This is a genomic window from Luteimonas sp. 22616 (assembly GCF_052044325.1).
GTDB lineage: Bacteria > Pseudomonadota > Gammaproteobacteria > Xanthomonadales > Xanthomonadaceae > Luteimonas.
The window spans coordinates 15,752-29,972 of record NZ_JBQEMW010000002.1 but is presented as its reverse complement, the minus strand read 5'-3'; the positions used below and the strand labels follow the sequence as shown (position 1 = coordinate 29,972).

General features: G+C 68.4%; 14 protein-coding genes and 1 pseudogene. 5 read left to right on the top strand and 10 right to left on the bottom strand.

The window, feature by feature from the left end:
- Window positions 1–93 precede the first annotated feature (93 nt).
- From ACTJIL_RS12450 to ACTJIL_RS12430, 5 genes are all read right to left on the bottom strand, one after another.
- Window positions 94–1,743 carry an electron transfer flavoprotein-ubiquinone oxidoreductase gene (locus tag ACTJIL_RS12450; protein ID WP_440755941.1) on the bottom strand — a complete coding sequence of 550 codons (1,650 nt, stop codon included), beginning with the start codon at window positions 1,741–1,743 and terminating at the stop codon, window positions 94–96.
- Window positions 1,744–1,887: 144 nt separating this feature from the next.
- Window positions 1,888–2,502, bottom strand: coding sequence for an ABC-type transport auxiliary lipoprotein family protein (locus tag ACTJIL_RS12445; protein WP_440756614.1), 615 nt, complete (start codon window positions 2,500–2,502; stop codon window positions 1,888–1,890).
- Between the two features lie 95 nt (window positions 2,503–2,597).
- Window positions 2,598–3,524 (bottom strand): MlaD family protein, encoded by a 927-nt coding sequence (locus tag ACTJIL_RS12440; RefSeq protein WP_440755940.1) that lies wholly within the window; start codon window positions 3,522–3,524, stop codon window positions 2,598–2,600.
- A 3-nt stretch (window positions 3,525–3,527) separates the two neighbouring features.
- Window positions 3,528–4,361 (bottom strand): ABC transporter ATP-binding protein, encoded by an 834-nt coding sequence (locus tag ACTJIL_RS12435; protein ID WP_440755939.1) that lies wholly within the window; start codon window positions 4,359–4,361, stop codon window positions 3,528–3,530.
- Window positions 4,362–4,408: 47 nt separating this feature from the next.
- Window positions 4,409–5,527 carry an ABC transporter permease gene (locus ACTJIL_RS12430; RefSeq protein ID WP_440755938.1) on the bottom strand — a complete coding sequence of 373 codons (1,119 nt, stop codon included), beginning with the start codon at window positions 5,525–5,527 and terminating at the stop codon, window positions 4,409–4,411.
- A 142-nt stretch (window positions 5,528–5,669) separates the two neighbouring features.
- Here ACTJIL_RS12430 and ACTJIL_RS12425 point away from each other — a divergent pair, with 142 nt between their 5' ends.
- Window positions 5,670–6,917 (top strand): threonine/serine ThrE exporter family protein, encoded by a 1,248-nt coding sequence (locus ACTJIL_RS12425; RefSeq protein ID WP_440755937.1) that lies wholly within the window; start codon window positions 5,670–5,672, stop codon window positions 6,915–6,917.
- Window positions 6,918–7,074: 157 nt separating this feature from the next.
- Here ACTJIL_RS12425 and ACTJIL_RS12420 read toward each other — a convergent pair.
- From ACTJIL_RS12420 to ACTJIL_RS12405, 4 genes and pseudogenes are all read right to left on the bottom strand, one after another.
- Window positions 7,075–7,437 (bottom strand): annotated as a pseudogene (locus tag ACTJIL_RS12420) (H-NS histone family protein); the annotation flags it as partial.
- A gap of 342 nt (window positions 7,438–7,779) precedes the next feature.
- Entirely contained in the window at window positions 7,780–9,486 is a 1,707-nt protein-coding gene (locus ACTJIL_RS12415; protein WP_440755936.1) for a proline--tRNA ligase, read from the bottom strand.
- A 327-nt stretch (window positions 9,487–9,813) separates the two neighbouring features.
- Window positions 9,814–10,086, bottom strand: a complete 273-nt coding sequence (locus ACTJIL_RS12410; RefSeq protein ID WP_440755935.1) for a DUF4124 domain-containing protein — start codon at window positions 10,084–10,086, stop codon at window positions 9,814–9,816.
- Window positions 10,087–10,116: 30 nt separating this feature from the next.
- On the bottom strand, window positions 10,117–10,521 hold the full coding sequence (locus tag ACTJIL_RS12405) for a DUF4124 domain-containing protein (RefSeq protein WP_440755934.1): 405 nt from the start codon (window positions 10,519–10,521) through the stop codon (window positions 10,117–10,119).
- 133 nt (window positions 10,522–10,654) lie between these two features.
- Between ACTJIL_RS12405 and pssA the strand changes: the two genes are divergently transcribed.
- The 4 genes from pssA to ACTJIL_RS12385 all read left to right on the top strand — a co-directional run bounded on the left by pssA (window position 10,655) and on the right by ACTJIL_RS12385 (window position 12,530).
- The gene (gene pssA, locus ACTJIL_RS12400; RefSeq protein WP_440755933.1) at window positions 10,655–11,434 is read left to right on the top strand and encodes a CDP-diacylglycerol--serine O-phosphatidyltransferase; all 780 of its coding nucleotides are present in this window, start codon (window positions 10,655–10,657) and stop codon (window positions 11,432–11,434) included.
- Window positions 11,431–11,694, top strand: coding sequence for a hypothetical protein (locus ACTJIL_RS12395; RefSeq protein ID WP_440755932.1), 264 nt, complete (start codon window positions 11,431–11,433; stop codon window positions 11,692–11,694). The genes pssA and ACTJIL_RS12395 overlap by 4 nt, the downstream gene beginning before the upstream one ends.
- Window positions 11,695–11,709: 15 nt before the next feature.
- Entirely contained in the window at window positions 11,710–12,192 is a 483-nt protein-coding gene (rimI, locus tag ACTJIL_RS12390) for a ribosomal protein S18-alanine N-acetyltransferase (RefSeq protein WP_440755931.1), read from the top strand.
- A gap of 122 nt (window positions 12,193–12,314) precedes the next feature.
- Window positions 12,315–12,530 (top strand): hypothetical protein, encoded by a 216-nt coding sequence (locus ACTJIL_RS12385; RefSeq protein WP_440756652.1) that lies wholly within the window; start codon window positions 12,315–12,317, stop codon window positions 12,528–12,530.
- Window positions 12,531–12,562: 32 nt separating this feature from the next.
- On the opposite strand, the gene ACTJIL_RS12380 is transcribed toward ACTJIL_RS12385, so the two are convergent.
- The gene (locus tag ACTJIL_RS12380) at window positions 12,563–14,155 is read right to left on the bottom strand and encodes an amidohydrolase (protein WP_440755930.1); all 1,593 of its coding nucleotides are present in this window, start codon (window positions 14,153–14,155) and stop codon (window positions 12,563–12,565) included.
- Window positions 14,156–14,221: the final 66 nt, after the last annotated feature.

Genomic DNA, 14,221 nt, shown 5'->3' with positions numbered 1-14,221 from the left:
GCTCAGAGATATGGCGGACGGCTGCAGCCGTCAGCGGACTGGATGGTCCGATGTGAATGTCTCTCCTAAACGCTGCCTAACGGTCCAGATTGGCTACAAGTTTTGGTAATTCGGCCCCGCACCACCCTCCGGCGTCACCCAGGTGATGATCTCGTAGGGGTCCTTGATGTCGCAGGTCTTGCAGTGGACGCAGTTGGCGGCGTTGATCTGCAGGCGCTTGCCGTGTTCGGCGGCGGCGTCCTCGACGATCTCGTAGACGGCGGCGGGGCAGAAGCGGGTGCAGGGGTTGCCGTATTCCTCGGCGCAGCGGGTCACGCAGATGTCAGTGTCGGCCACTTTCAAGTGCACCGGCTGGTCCTCGTCGTGCTCGGTGGCGGCGAAGTACACGCTGGCGAGGCGGTCGCGCGGGGGAAGGGCGCGCTGGACGTAGTCGCGCCTGGGCTCCTCCTGCTCGCCGAGCTTGTGCAGCGAGGACCAGTCCGGCTTGACCTTCAGCGTCCAGGGCGACAAGCCGCCGGTGACGGTCTCCCAGCCGGCGTTGAGCAGGCCCAGCCACAACCCCTTCTTGAAGCCGGGTTTGACGTTGCGCACCTTGCGCAGCTCGACCATCGCGTCGGATGCGCGCAGTTTGGCGTCGAAGCCTTCCGCCGACAGCGATGCGGCCAGGTGCTCGGCGGCCAGCATGCCGCTGCGGATCGCCTGGTGGGTGCCCTTGATCTTGGGCACGTTGAGCAAGCCGGCGGTGTCGCCGATCAGCAGCGCGCCGGGCATCTCCACCTTCGGCAGTGACTGCCAGCCGCCGGTGACGATGGCGCGCGCGCCAGCCGAGAGGATGTTGCCGCCTTCGAGCAGCGGCGCGACCGTCGGATGGTTCTTCCATTGCTGGAAGGCCTCCCACGGCTTGTATTCCGGGTCGCTGTAGTCGAGGCCGCTGACGTAACCCAGCGCGATGCGATCGCCGTCGAGGTGGTAGAGGAAACTGCCGCCGTAGGTCTTCGTGTCCGCCGGCCAGCCGAGCGTGTGCACGATCTTGCCGGGCGAGACGCGACCGGGCGGGACCTGCCACAGCTCCTTGATGCCGATCGAATAACCCTGCGGGTCGCTGTCGCGATCGAGGTCGAAGCGCTTGACCAGCCGCTTGGTCAGGTGGCCGCGCGCGCCCTCGGCCAGCACCGTGACCTCGGCGTGGATGTCGATGCCGGCGGTGTAGCCGGGCTTGTGCGAGCCGTCCTTTGCCACGCCCATGTCGCCGATGCGCACGCCGATTACCTTGTCGCTGTCGTCGTGCAGGGTTTCGGCAGCGGCGAAGCCGGGGTAGATCTCGACGCCCAGCGCCTCGGCCTGCGGCGCCAGCCAGGCGCACATCGCGCCGAGGCTGACGATGAAGTTGCCCTTGTTGTGCATGCCGGGCGGCACGATCGGGGATTTGTAGCCGCCGGTCTTGGTCAGGAACCAGAACTCGTCCTCCGTCGCCGGCACACAGGTCGGCGGCGGGTTGTCGCGCCAGCCCGGCAGCAGTGCGTCGAGCGGTTCGGGCTCGATCACAGCGCCCGACAGGATGTGCGCACCGATGGTGCTGGACTTCTCGATCACGCAGACCGATAGCGCCGGGTTGAGCTGCTTGAGGCGGATCGCCAGCGAGAGCCCAGCGGGACCGGCGCCCACGGTGACGACGTCGTACTCCATGACATCGCGTTCGATTTCGGGCGCATCGTTGCGCGGCTGTTCGTTGGGTTCGCTCATGTCGACGGCCTGGATTGCGTGCCGTGATTGTCGCGGGTTTGCAGCGGGGGCGGCAAATCGGCGGTGGTTGCGGCGTCACGGCGGGTCGCCGGCAGCGCTTTGCGCCCGTTCCGATCAGGGCCCGGCTTGCGGCCGAACGGGCAGTCAGTGCGGCTGTTGCTCGTGCTGCTGGCCGGTCACCAGCACCCATCCGTCGATCTGCTGCGCGATGTCGCCCAGCGCCGCATCGAACGACGCGGAGACGTCGCCAACCCCGACGCTGGCGGCCGGCTGCTTGACGATGAAAGTGCGCGCGGCCACGACCTGCTGGTCGATCCGATGCAGCAGCTTGGCGTTGACCTCGATCACGGCCGCGGGAATCACCGCGCCGGCGTAGTCGGCCTCGAACCTGCGCAGGTCCATGACCAGCTTGTAGTCGCCGTCGATGCCGCTGCCTTGGCGGGCGACGGCGCCGATCCTGCCGGAGTCCTCCAGCCCGCGCAGCACCGCGTCTTCCAGCATCTGCGTCGGCGGCTTCGACCAGCTGGCACCCTTGTAGACCTGCAGTTCCCCGGGCGTCGGGCGGACCGCGATGCGCAGGCTGTCGATCATGCGCGCCGCGGTGGCCGGGCTGATCGTCAATTGCCATTGCACGGTCGGCCAGGACGGATCGGCGCTGATGCGCGGATCCGGCGCATAGATCGTGGTCTGTCCGCGCGTGCCGCCGCCGAGCAGCGAGCAGCCGCAGAGCAGCGCGCAGGCGACGGCCATGGCGGCCAGGCGCGCTCGGCCGAGGACTCGCGGTGCCTGGCTTTCAACGGCTGCAGGATGGGCGTTCGCGGCTTTCGACAGCCGCATGGCGGGGCTTTCCGGCTTCATTTGGGTTCGAACTCCTTGGGCGCATCGCGGCCGAGCAGGAACCGCGAGGGATTGCCTTCGAGGCGGTCGCTGATGCGGCGCAGGTCGCGGATCAGCGACCGCAGCTCGCCCAGCGTCGGCCCCAGCTGCGACAGGCCATCGTTGGCGAAACTGTGGATCGCGCTGCGATTCTCGTTGAGGATGTCGTTGGCGCCGCCCGCGGCCGAATCGAGCCTGGTCAATGTGCTGTCGAGGCGGCTGACCAGGCCCGGCAGCTTCTGCACGAACTCGCGGTCGACATCGCTGATTGCGCGGTTGGTGCTGTCGAGCGTGGTGTTGAGCTGCGTGCTGGCCTGGCGCGCGTTGGCGATCAGCACCGACAGGTCCTCGCGCTGGTCGGCGATCGAGCCGGTCAGCGATTCGATGTTCTCGAGCGTGCCGGAGATGCGCGCGACATTCTCCTCGCTCAGCACCTTGTCAAGGCGCTCCACCAGACGATTGGCGGTGTCGGCGATGTTCTGCAGCGCCGAGGGTTCGGTGAGGATGATCGGGACTTCGTTGCCGGGGGTTTCGGTCAGGCGCGGGCTGTTCGGGTCGCCGCCGGTGAGCTGGATGATCGGGCTGCCGGTGAGGCTGGTCATCGACAGCTTGGCGCGGGTGTCGGTCTTGATCGGCGCGTCGGCCTGCAGCTTGAGCCGCGCGATCACCGCGCGCGGGTCGTTGGGCGCCAGCTTCAGGCTCTCGATGGTGCCGATCGCGATGCCGTTGTACTGCACGCTGCTGCCATTGGTCAGGCCGGTCACCGGCTCGCGGAAGACCACGTCGAACTCGCGCCAGCTCTTGTCGGATGAATACTTCGCCGCCCACAGGCCGAAGCCGAGCAGGAACAGCGTCACCAGGATGGTGAACGCGCCGATCAGGACGTAGTTGGCCTTGGTTTCCATCGATCAGGTTTCCTCTGCGGCGCCGGCCTTGGCATCACGGGCGGCCCGTCCGCGTGGACCATTGAAATATTCGCGGACCCACGGGTGGTCGAGGTTTTCGATTTCCGCCAGTGGGCCGACCGCCACCACCTTCCTGTCCGCCAGCACCGCCACGCGGTCGCAGATAGCGTACAGGGTGTCGAGGTCGTGGGTGATGAGGAACACGGTCAGCCCCAGCGCCTGCTGCAGCGTGCGGATCAGGTGGTCGAAGGCGTTGGCGCCGATCGGGTCGAGGCCGGCGGTGGGTTCGTCGAGGAACAGCAGCGGCGGGTCCAGTGCCAGTGCACGTGCCAGCCCGGCGCGCTTGCGCATGCCGCCCGACAGCTGCGAGGGCAGCTTGTCGATGGCGTCGGCGGGCAGGCCGGCGAGCTTGACCTTGAGCAGCGCCAGTTCGTAGCGCCAGCTGTCCGGCAGGTCGGCGTTGTGTTCCTTCAGGGGCACCTGCACGTTCTCGCCGACGGTGAGCGAAGAGAACAGGGCGCCGTCCTGGAACAGCACGCCGGTGTTGCGCTCGATGTGCAGGCGGCTTTGCCGGTCCTCGGCGCGGGCGTCGACCCCGAGCACCTCGATCCGGCCGGCATCGGGCGTGCGCAGGCCGAGGATCGAGCGCATCAGCACCGACTTTCCGGTGCCCGATCCGCCGACCACGCCGAGGATCTCGCCGGGGCGCACGTCGAGATCCAGGCCGTCGTGCACGACCTGTTCGCCGAAGCGGTTGACCAGGCCGCGCACGCGGATGATCGGCGCGGCGTTGTCCGCGTCGCCGGTCGTCGCTTGCGCGTCAGTGTCAGCTTGCATCAGCCATTTCCGTCGTGTCCGATCATGCGATTCCCGATTCCCCCGACTCACCAGCCCATGTGCATGAACCAGATCGCCGCCAGCGCGTCGATGATGATCACCAGCGAGATCGTCTGCACCACGCTTGAGGTGGTGCGTTCGCCCACCGATTGCGCCGTGCCCTGGACCTGCAGGCCTTCCAGGCAGCCGATCAGGCCGATCACCACCGCAAAGATCGGCGCCTTCGACATGCCGACCAGGAAATGCCGCAGCTCGATGGTGTCGTGCATGCGCGCGTAATAGGCCTGCGGCGGGATGTCGAGGCTGAACGCGCCCACCGACATGCCGCCGAGCAGGCCGGCGACCATGGCGATGAAGGTCAACAGCGGCAGCATCACCAGCAGCGCCAGCACGCGCGGGATCACCAGCAGGTCGATCGGGTCGAGCCCGAGCGTGCGGATCGCGTCGACCTCCTCGCGGCTGACCATCGCGCCGATCTGCGCGGTAAAGGCGCTGGCGGTGCGCCCGGCCAGCAGGATCGCGGTCAGCAGCACGCCGAATTCGCGCAGGAAAGCGATGTTGACCAGCTCCACCACCAGGATCGTGGCGCCGAAGTCGGCCAGGATCGTGGAGCCCAGGAACGCGATCACCGCGCCGACCAGGTACGACAGCAGCGCCACCAGCGGCACCGCGTCGAGGCCGACCTGTTCCATGTGGTGCACGGTGGCGGTGATGCGCAGGCGGCGCGGCTGGACGATGGTGCGGCCCAGCTTGACCAGGTTCTCGCCCAGGAAGCTCAGCAGCGCGATCACCTCCTTCCAGTTGTCCTGCACGGCGAACCCCAGCCGCGCCAGCGCCGCCTGGAAGCCGTAGTCGCGCTTGCGCTTCGGGCGCTCGTCGGCGACATCCTCGATCGCCGCGACCAGCGCGCGGTGGTCGTCGCGGAACGAGAACACGTCGTAGTCGATGCCGTGGCGGCGCGCGAAACGCAGCAGCTGCAGCACGCCCGCCGAATCCAGCCGCTCCACGGCGGTGACGTCGACCGACTTCACCTCGCCCAGGTCGGCGCGCAGCGCCTCGCCGACCGCGAGCGCGTGCTCCAGCGTCCACTGCCCGCGCAGGCGCAGGCGGCCGCTGCCTTGCGGATCGACGTCGATGGCCGGTGCGTTGCCGCGGGTGACGCTCATGCGCGGTTGCGTCCTCATGTCCAGCGGGTATCCGCCCCGCGATAGCGCGATGCGGCGAGCATACAGGCTACCAAGACTGCGCGACCCGCATGCATCGCCCGGACAGGTGCCAGCACGCCCGTGCGCATGCGATCCTGTGCCGATGTCACAGGCCTTCCCGCAGACCATCGGCTACGCCGCCCGCATCGCCTTCGTGGTGGAACTGGCCGAGCGCCTGCATGCCTACGGCACCACCGCGCAGCGGCTCGAGGGCGCGCTGGTCTCGGTGTCGCAGAAGCTGGGGCTGGACTGCGAGCCGATGGCGAACCCGACCGGGATGGTGTTGTCGTTCAGCGACCCGACGCGGCCGCCGGGCGACAGCGACACCACCCGCGTGATCCGGGTGCCGCCGGGCGACAACGACCTGGCCAAGCTGTGCGAGGCCGATCGCATCGCCGAGGAGGTCATGGCCGGGCAGGTGGGGCTGGCCGAGGGCTACGCCGCGCTGCGCGCGCTCGACCGCCCCCCGAGCCGCCGCGACAAGGTGCTGCTGGCGCTGGCTTTCGGGCTGGCCTCGGCCAGCGTGGCGGGGCTGCTGCGCCTGCCGTGGCTGGACATCGCCACCGCCGGCCTGATCGGGCTGCTGGTGGGGCTGGTCGACTGGGTTTCGGGACCGCGCCCGCGCCTGCGCGAAGCCGGCGAGGCGATCTCGGCGATGCTGGCGGCGACCGTGGCGATCATCGTGGCCAGTTTCGTCGGGCCGTTGAACCTCAACACGGTGGTGATCGCGGCGTTGATCGTGCTGGTGCCCGGCATGACCCTGACCAACGCGGTCAACGAACTGACCAGCCAGCACCTGATGTCGGGCACGGCGCGCTTCGCCGGGGCGATCAGCACCATGCTCAAGCTCACCGTCGGCACCATGATCGCGCTGACCGCGGCGCAGATCCTCGGCGTCGAACCGCAGGTGCGCGCGCTGCGGCCGCAGCCGGACTGGGTGGAGTGGGGCGCGCTATTCACCGGGGTGCTGGCGTTCGCGGTGCTGTTCCGCGCCGCACGTCGCGACTATCCCCTGGTGATGCTGGCGGCGGTGGCGGGCTATCTCATCCCGCGGCTGGTCGGGGATTCGTGGGGCAGCACCGCCGGCATCTTCCTCTCGGCGCTGGTGCTCACCGCGGCCGGCAACGGCTATGCGCGCTGGGCCAAGCGCCCCGGCGCCCTGGTCCGCGTGCCGGGCATCATCCTGATGGTGCCCGGCAGCACCAGCGTGCGCAGCCTGCTGACCCTGATCCAGCAGCAGGATTTCGCCGCCGGCCAGCAGGCCGCGATGGCGGTGCTCAATATCCTGCTGGCGCTGATCGCCGGCCTGCTGTTCGGCAACCTGCTGCTGCCGACGCGGCGGAATCTATGATTGGTGATTCGTAAAGACGGGCCTTTGTAGGAGCGGCTTCAGCCGCGAGCTTTCTCCGGACATTTATCCAGGATCAAAAGCTCGCGGCTGAAGCCGCTCCTACGGAAAAGAAAAACGCCGGCATGAGCCGGCGTTTCCATTCAAGCGGATCCGATCACTTCTTGATCAGGAAATCCTCGACCTTCTTGCCCTTCTTGGTCAGCGCCGCCATCCAGCGCGGCTGCTTGCCGCGGCCGGTCCAGGTTTCCTTGGGGTTGGCCGGGTTGCGGTACTTCGGTGCCACCTTGCCGAGCTTGCGGCCCTTCTTCGCGACCTTGCGGGTCGCCGTCGCGGTCGACTTGGTGGCGCGGCCGCCGAACAGTTCGGCGATGGTATAGCCCTCGGCCTCGGCCAGCTGGCGCAGCTTGCTGCGCACGGTGGCGACGGGCTTGCGCTTCTTGAGCGTGGTCTTGCGCGCCTTGGCCTTGCTGATCAGCGAGTCCAGTTCTTTGGGCGAGAGGCCGTTCAAGTCGATTGACATCAAATACTCCGGATTATCTGGGGGATTGAAGCCAATCCATGGCGGTTTCGCGATGATAATCGCAAAGCTTGATTATCCAAAGCCGCGGATTGCAGCGCGGAGCCTGAACGCGTGATTCGAAGCGCGGTTTCCGGCAGAAATCACACGACATTTATGGACCGGAAAGTCGCCATTCGCACGCGCGAAATCAGGAGGGAACGGCACTGCTGTCGTGGCGGCGATGTCGGGAAAGCAAGGACGCTTTTGTAGGAGCGGCTTCAGCCGCGAGCTTTTCCTGGCGCTTTTCGAGGATACAAAGCTCGCGGCTGAAGCCGCTCCCACACATGGAGATATCGGGCGAGGTTAGCGCAGGCGCGCGAACAGCGCCTCGCGATCGAGATTCTCCGCGGCATCCGCGCTGCGCGCACGATATTCGAACGTGCCGGCCGACAGGCCGCGGTCGGAGACCACCACGCGATGCGGGATGCCGATCAGCTCGATGTCGGCGAACATCTGGCCGGGGCGCAGGCCGCGGTCGTCGAGCACGGTTTCGATGCCGGCGTCGGACAGTTCGCGATACAGCGCTTCGGCCGCTGCGGCCACGGTGTCGTCGCGCTTCGGGTTGATCACGCACACCGCTACCCGCCACGGCGCCATCGCGTCGGGCCAGAGGATGCCGCTGGCATCGAAGTTCTGTTCGATCGCGGCGGCGACGATGCGCGAGATGCCGATGCCGTAGCAGCCCATCTTCAGCACCCGCGGCTTGCCCTGTTCGTCGAGCACGGTGCAGCCCATGGCTTCGGCATATTTGTCGCCGAGCTGGAACACGTGGCCGACCTCGATGCCGCGCACGATGCGCAGTTCGCCGCCGTCGGCCGCGCGGTCGCCCTCGACCACGTTGCGGATGTCGGCGACGGCGTCGGGCTCGGGCAGGTCGCGGCCCCAGTTGACGCCGGTGAGGTGGAAGCCTGCCTCGTTGGCGCCGACGACGAAGTCGGCCATCGCCGCGACCTCGCGGTCGGCGACGATGCGGATCGGCTGCTTCGGTGCCACCGGGCCGAGGAAGCCCGGCTCGCTGCCCAGGTGGGCGAGGATTTCGGCCTCGGTGGCCATGCGGTAACCGGCCAGGCCTTCGACCTTGGCCAGCTTGATCTCGTTGGCGTCGTGGTCGCCGCGCACCAGCGCGAGCACGAACTGCTCGTTGCCTTCGGCGTCGGTACCAATGACCGCGATCGACTTGGCCGTGCGCTGCAGCGCGATGCCCAGCAGCGCGGCGACGTCCTCGCAGGTTTTCTGCGTGGGCGTGTCGACCTTGCGCATCGCCTCGCCAGCGGCCGTGCGCGGGCCGGGTGGGGCGGCCTGCGCGGCCTCGATGTTGGCGGCGTAGTCGGATGCGGTGGAGAAGGCGATCGCGTCCTCGCCCGAATCGGCAAGCACGTGGAATTCCTGCGAGGCGTCACCGCCGATCGCGCCGGTGTCGGCCTGCACCGCGCGGAAGCGCAGCCCCAGGCGGGTGAAGATACGCACGTAGGCCGCGTGCATGGCCTCGTACGAGCGCCTCATGCCGTCGTCGTCGAGGTCGAACGAATAGGCGTCCTTCATCAGGAACTCGCGCGAGCGCATCACCCCGAAGCGCGGGCGGATCTCGTCGCGGAACTTGGTCTGCACCTGGTAGAAGTTCAACGGCAGCTGCTTGTAGCTCGCCAGCTCGTTGCGGGCGAAGTCCGTGATCACTTCCTCGGCGGTCGGCGCGTAGCAGTACTCGGCCTCCTTGCGGTCGCGAATCTTCAGCAGCTGGCCGCCGAACTTCTGCCAGCGTCCGGTTTCTTCCCACAGCTCCCTGGGCTGGATGGTCGGCATCAGCAGCTCGATCGCCCCTGCGCGGTCCATCTCCTCGCGCACGATCGCCTCGACCTTGCGCAGCACGCGCAGGCCCAGTGGCGACCAGGTGTACAGGCCCGCGGCGAGCTTGCGCAGCATCCCGGCCTTGAGCATCAGCTTGTGGCTGACGATCTCGGCTTCGGCCGGGGTTTCCTTGACGGTATGCAGATGGAATTGCGACAGGCGCATGGGCGTGGCGGTTGGCGAAGGGTTGGCCATTCTGCCATGCGGCAGTGCAGCAGGCTTGGGTATGCAGGCCGCGGCCTTCCGGTTTTCCCCTCCTGCAACGCGGGGGAGGAGGTGCGTTTGCGAGCCATCGCCCGGATGTGCGATACCTCAGGAGAGGCCCAGAACAACTGTCGTCATCCCCGCGGCTCCCAACAGACGCATGCCTGGTCACGCAGGGATCCAGTGACTTCAAACGCTTGAGATCCGAAAACACCGGATGACCAGGTGTTCGCCTGTGGGCCACCCCGCCTTCGCGGAATGACGATCAAAAGCAAAGTTGTCCAGGTCCTAGCGGTCGCCGTGGACTTCGATCGCCGGGTCCGGCTCGATCGGAATGCGTTCGTACTTGCGCCCCTTGGGCGCGGCGTCGGTGACGTGCAGGGCGCCGTCGTCGTCGCGCCAGCGGTACAGCACCGGACGCGAGTCCTCGAAGTTGGCGGCGGCGGCCGCTTCGGCGCGGGCCTGTTTTTCCCGTGCCAGTTCGGGCGGGTCGCGCGACAGCCACCAGGCCACCGCCACGCCGGCCACCACGCCCAGCACGAGCGCCCAGGTCAGTCGCATCAGCCGTCCCCCGCGGCCATCGTGATGGCGTTACTTCGCCGCGGTCGCGTTGCTTTCGGCGCAGTTGGCCTTGAGCAGGGCGCGCGCGAGTTCGAGCTGGTTGCTGCGCTCGGTGTCGTCGAGGACCTTGTCGGGCTTGCCGTCGCCGTCGGTGTCCTGCTGCACCGGGCTCTTGCTTTCGAGCAGGAGGATGTTCGCGCGTGACTGGGCACACTGCGGCGATTCGGCGGGCTGGGCAGCCGCTGCCTCGACCGGCCTGGCGGGGCCGCGGCCGCTTTCGGTGCGCTCGGTGTAGTTGCCCTTGGCGGGTGGGGTCTGCGAATAGTGGGTGATGCCGTTGGCATCCTTCCACTGGTAAAGCTCGCCGGCGGAGACAGCCGCGGCCGCAAGCAGCAGGGACAGGCCGAACAGGGGAACAAGCGCGTGGCGGGTCATCGGGACATCCTGCAGGAAGCGGTTCGCGCGGGGATTGCAGCATCGCGGGCGCGCCGGCGCAAGCCATGGCGTACCGAATCGTGACCGCGCCACGGCCTGCCGCCGCGTCGCCGGGGCGGATACACTCGCCCCCATGGACGACCAGCCCCTGCAACGCCCGCGCGGCCGCGGCATCTACCTGCTGCCCAACCTGTTCACCACCGGCGGCCTGTTCGGCGGTTTTTTCGCGATCATCGCGGCCTCCCAGGGCCGTTTCGAGGCCGCCTGCGTGGCAATCTTCATCGCCGCCATCCTCGACGGCCTCGACGGCCGCGTCGCCCGGCTGACCAACACCCAGAGCGAGTTCGGCGTGCAGTACGACTCGCTGGCCGACCTGATCAGCTTCGGCATGGCGCCGGCGCTGGTGATGTACCACTGGGCGCTGGTGTCGCTGAAGCTCGATGGCGGCACCCTCGGCAAGATCGGCTGGCTGGCGGCATTCCTGTACGCGGCCTGCGCGGCGCTGCGGCTGGCGCGCTTCAACAGCCAGGTCGGCAAGGTCGACAAGCGCTGGTTCATCGGCCTGGCCAGCCCGGCGGCGGCGGGCCTGATGGCCAGCTTCGTCTGGACCTTCCACGGCCTGGACTGGAGCGGCGACGAACTGCGCTATGCCGCGCTGGCCGTCACCATCGTCAGCGGCCTGCTGATGGTCAGCGGGCTGCGCTACAGCAGCTTCAAGGGCGGGCGCGGGCCGAAGTCGGACCGGGTGCCGTTCTTCGCTCTGCTGATCGCGGTGGCGGTGATCATCGCGCTGGTGATCGAGCCGGCCAAGACGCTGCTGGCCGCGTGCGTGCTGTACGCGCTGTCGGGGCCGGTGCTGTGGTTCAAGCGGCGCAGGCTGTCGAACGAGGGCGAAACGGAGTCGTTGCCGTGAGCTGGGATCCGCTGCAGCACGAAATCCTCGAGGCCCTCGGCCATACCGTGTACCGCACTGCCGGGCCGGCGCCGACGGTGTTGCCCGATGACGCCCTGCTGCATGCGCTGCTGCGCGCGGCCGGACGCGACGCGGATGCCGCCGACGCGGCGGCGCTGTGCCGCGAGTGGATGCCGACCGCGCGCCTGCGCGACCCGGCCGCAAAACGCGCGCTGTGGCCGCGGCTGCGCGCACTGCGGGCGACGACGCGCCCGCGCTGAGCGGGACGCGGGGCCATGAGCGCGATCGCCTCCGACCGGGCCGACACGGCGAAGGGCCGCCTGCGGCCGATGCGCGAGGACGACCTCGACACGGTGATGGAGATCGAGCGTCGCGCGTATCCGTTCCCGTGGACCCACGGCATCTTCCGCGACTGCCTGCGCGCCGGCTATCCGGCGTGGATCCTGCACGAAGGCGAACGCATCCTCGGCTACGGCGTGCTCAGCATCGCCGCCGACGAGGCGCACGTGCTCAACCTGTGCATCGAACCGCGCTTGCAGAGTCACGGCCTCGGCCGGCGGCTATTGCGTGCGCTGCTCAAGCTCGCGCATGGGCATGGCGCGCAGCGCGTGTTCCTCGAGGTGCGGCCGTCGAATCCGCACGCGATCGCGTTGTACGAGGATGAAGGCTTCAACGAGATTGGCCGCCGGCCGCGCTATTACCCGACGCATGTCGGGCGCGAGGATGCGATCGTGATGGCGATCGAGTTGCTGGACTAGCAACTTCGGCCGGGCCGGCTCTTGCAAAGCAAAGGCGTTTCGCGCCCTGCGGGCGCGAGCCACCTTTCTTTGCTTGTGCAAAGAAACCTGGCGCAAAGAAACACACCCCGCCTGCGCGCCCGATGCTGCGCATCGGGTCCGCGGAGCCGGCGGGAATTTCCGGAAGGGCCATCTTGGCCTTGCCGGAAACGCCGCACATCCATGTGCGGCGCCCTGCGGGTTTTGCCCGCCGGCTCCGCCGCTTCGGAGGGGCTCCGAAGGGCGAAAGGCGACAGCAAAAGCAGCAGCAAAAGCAGCAGCAAAAGCAGCAGCAAAAGCAGGGCAAGCACGCTGATTGATGAATATCTGGCAGCGCTGGCCGTGGCGCGATTCAGAATGCCGGATCACGCCAGGCGATGTCGCCGGCGATGACGGTCATCAGGCTGGTCGTCGCCGGCAACGCTTCCATCGGCACGGCATCGTCCAGGACATCCTGCGAGAGCACGGCGAGGTCGGCGACGTAGCCGGGCGCGAGCTTGCCCTTGCGGTCTTCCTCGAACTCCGCGTACGCGCTGCCGGCCGTGTAGGCGCGCAGCACCTGCTCGCGGCTCAGCGCCTGTCCGGGCGCCGCGGGGAGTTGCTGCGCCCAGAGCATGTTGAGCCACGGATTCGCAGGGCCGTCGCTGCCCAGCGCGAGGGGAATGCCAGCGTCCAGCAGCCCCGACAGCGGGCTTTGCGCCATGGCGGGGCTGGGCAAGGTGAAGTGCGAAGGGTTCTGCACCACCACCACGCCGAAGTCGCGAGCGCGGGCCAGCAGGTCCGCGCGGAGGCCGTCGCCGTGTTCGAAACGCAGGCGTCGCTGCTTCCATTCCGCTTCCGGGGCGATGGCGGCCATGGCATCCAGCACCGCCTCGGCGGTGGCGTCGCCGGCGATGTGCAGCAGCGGCTGGTCGTTGCGGGCGACGATCTCGCGCAACAGCTGCTCGATCTCGTCGCGGCTGAAGTTCAGGCGCCCGCGCAGGTCGGTCCCCGTGTAGGGCCGGCGCATGGCGGCGCCGTGTTCGATCGGGGTGCCGTCGAGGATCCACTTGGTGCCGAAAACGCGGATGTGCGCGGCACCGGCCACGTTGCGCGGCAGGTCGGCACCGTCGACGCGGTCGCCCAGGCGCGCCGGTGCCGGGATGCGGATCAGGCGCAGGCGCTGAGGTGCTCCGGACTGTTGCCATAACGCGACAAAACGTGCCGGCGGCATCATCGCCATGGCCTGCAGCGAGGTGGTGCCGTACTTCGCCATTTCCGCGGCGTAGCCCTGGAGGTCGGCGATCTCCACCTCGTCGGGCAGCGGCGGCTGCGAATGGCGCATGCGCCACTGCGCGTACTCGTACAGGCGCCCGTCGAACCCGCCGTCCGCGTCCTTGCCGTACCAGCCTCCAGGTACCGGAATTGCGGGATCGATCCGCAGAAGACGCTGCGCCGCGCCATTGACGATCGTGCCGTGGCCGGTCATCGCCTGCAGGATGACCGGCCGTGTCGGCTGCAGCGCGTCGAGGGTCGCGGCGGTGAAGCCGGGGTCGTTGAAGACCGCGGCGCCGATGGTCGCGCTGATCCAGCCGTCGCCGGCGGTGGGCTGCGCTGCCAGCGCGGCTTCGAGCTGGGCGCGGGTCGGATCGGGCAAGGGCAGTTCGAGGCGGGTCGACGTCCACCACGCGCCGAGATGCACGTGCGCATCGTTGATGCCGGGCACCACGCGGTGGCCCTTCAGGTCGATGCGTCGGGTCCTGACATTGGCGAGCCCGAGGATCGTCGCGTCGTCGCCGACCGCGACGATCCGGCCGTCGTCGATCGCGATGGCGCTCGCCGCCGGATTCGCGGCATCGCCGGTCCAGATGCGGCCGTTGTGGAGGATGGTCTCGGCCGCCGCCGCGTTGCCGGCGACCGGTAGCAGGCAGCACAGGAGCAGGCAGGGCAGGAGCAGGGCGCGCATCGCGTGGATTCCCGTGGGCTTTCCGGAAGCCACGTGATGCGATGCCGGCGCAGGCCAGTCCGCGCG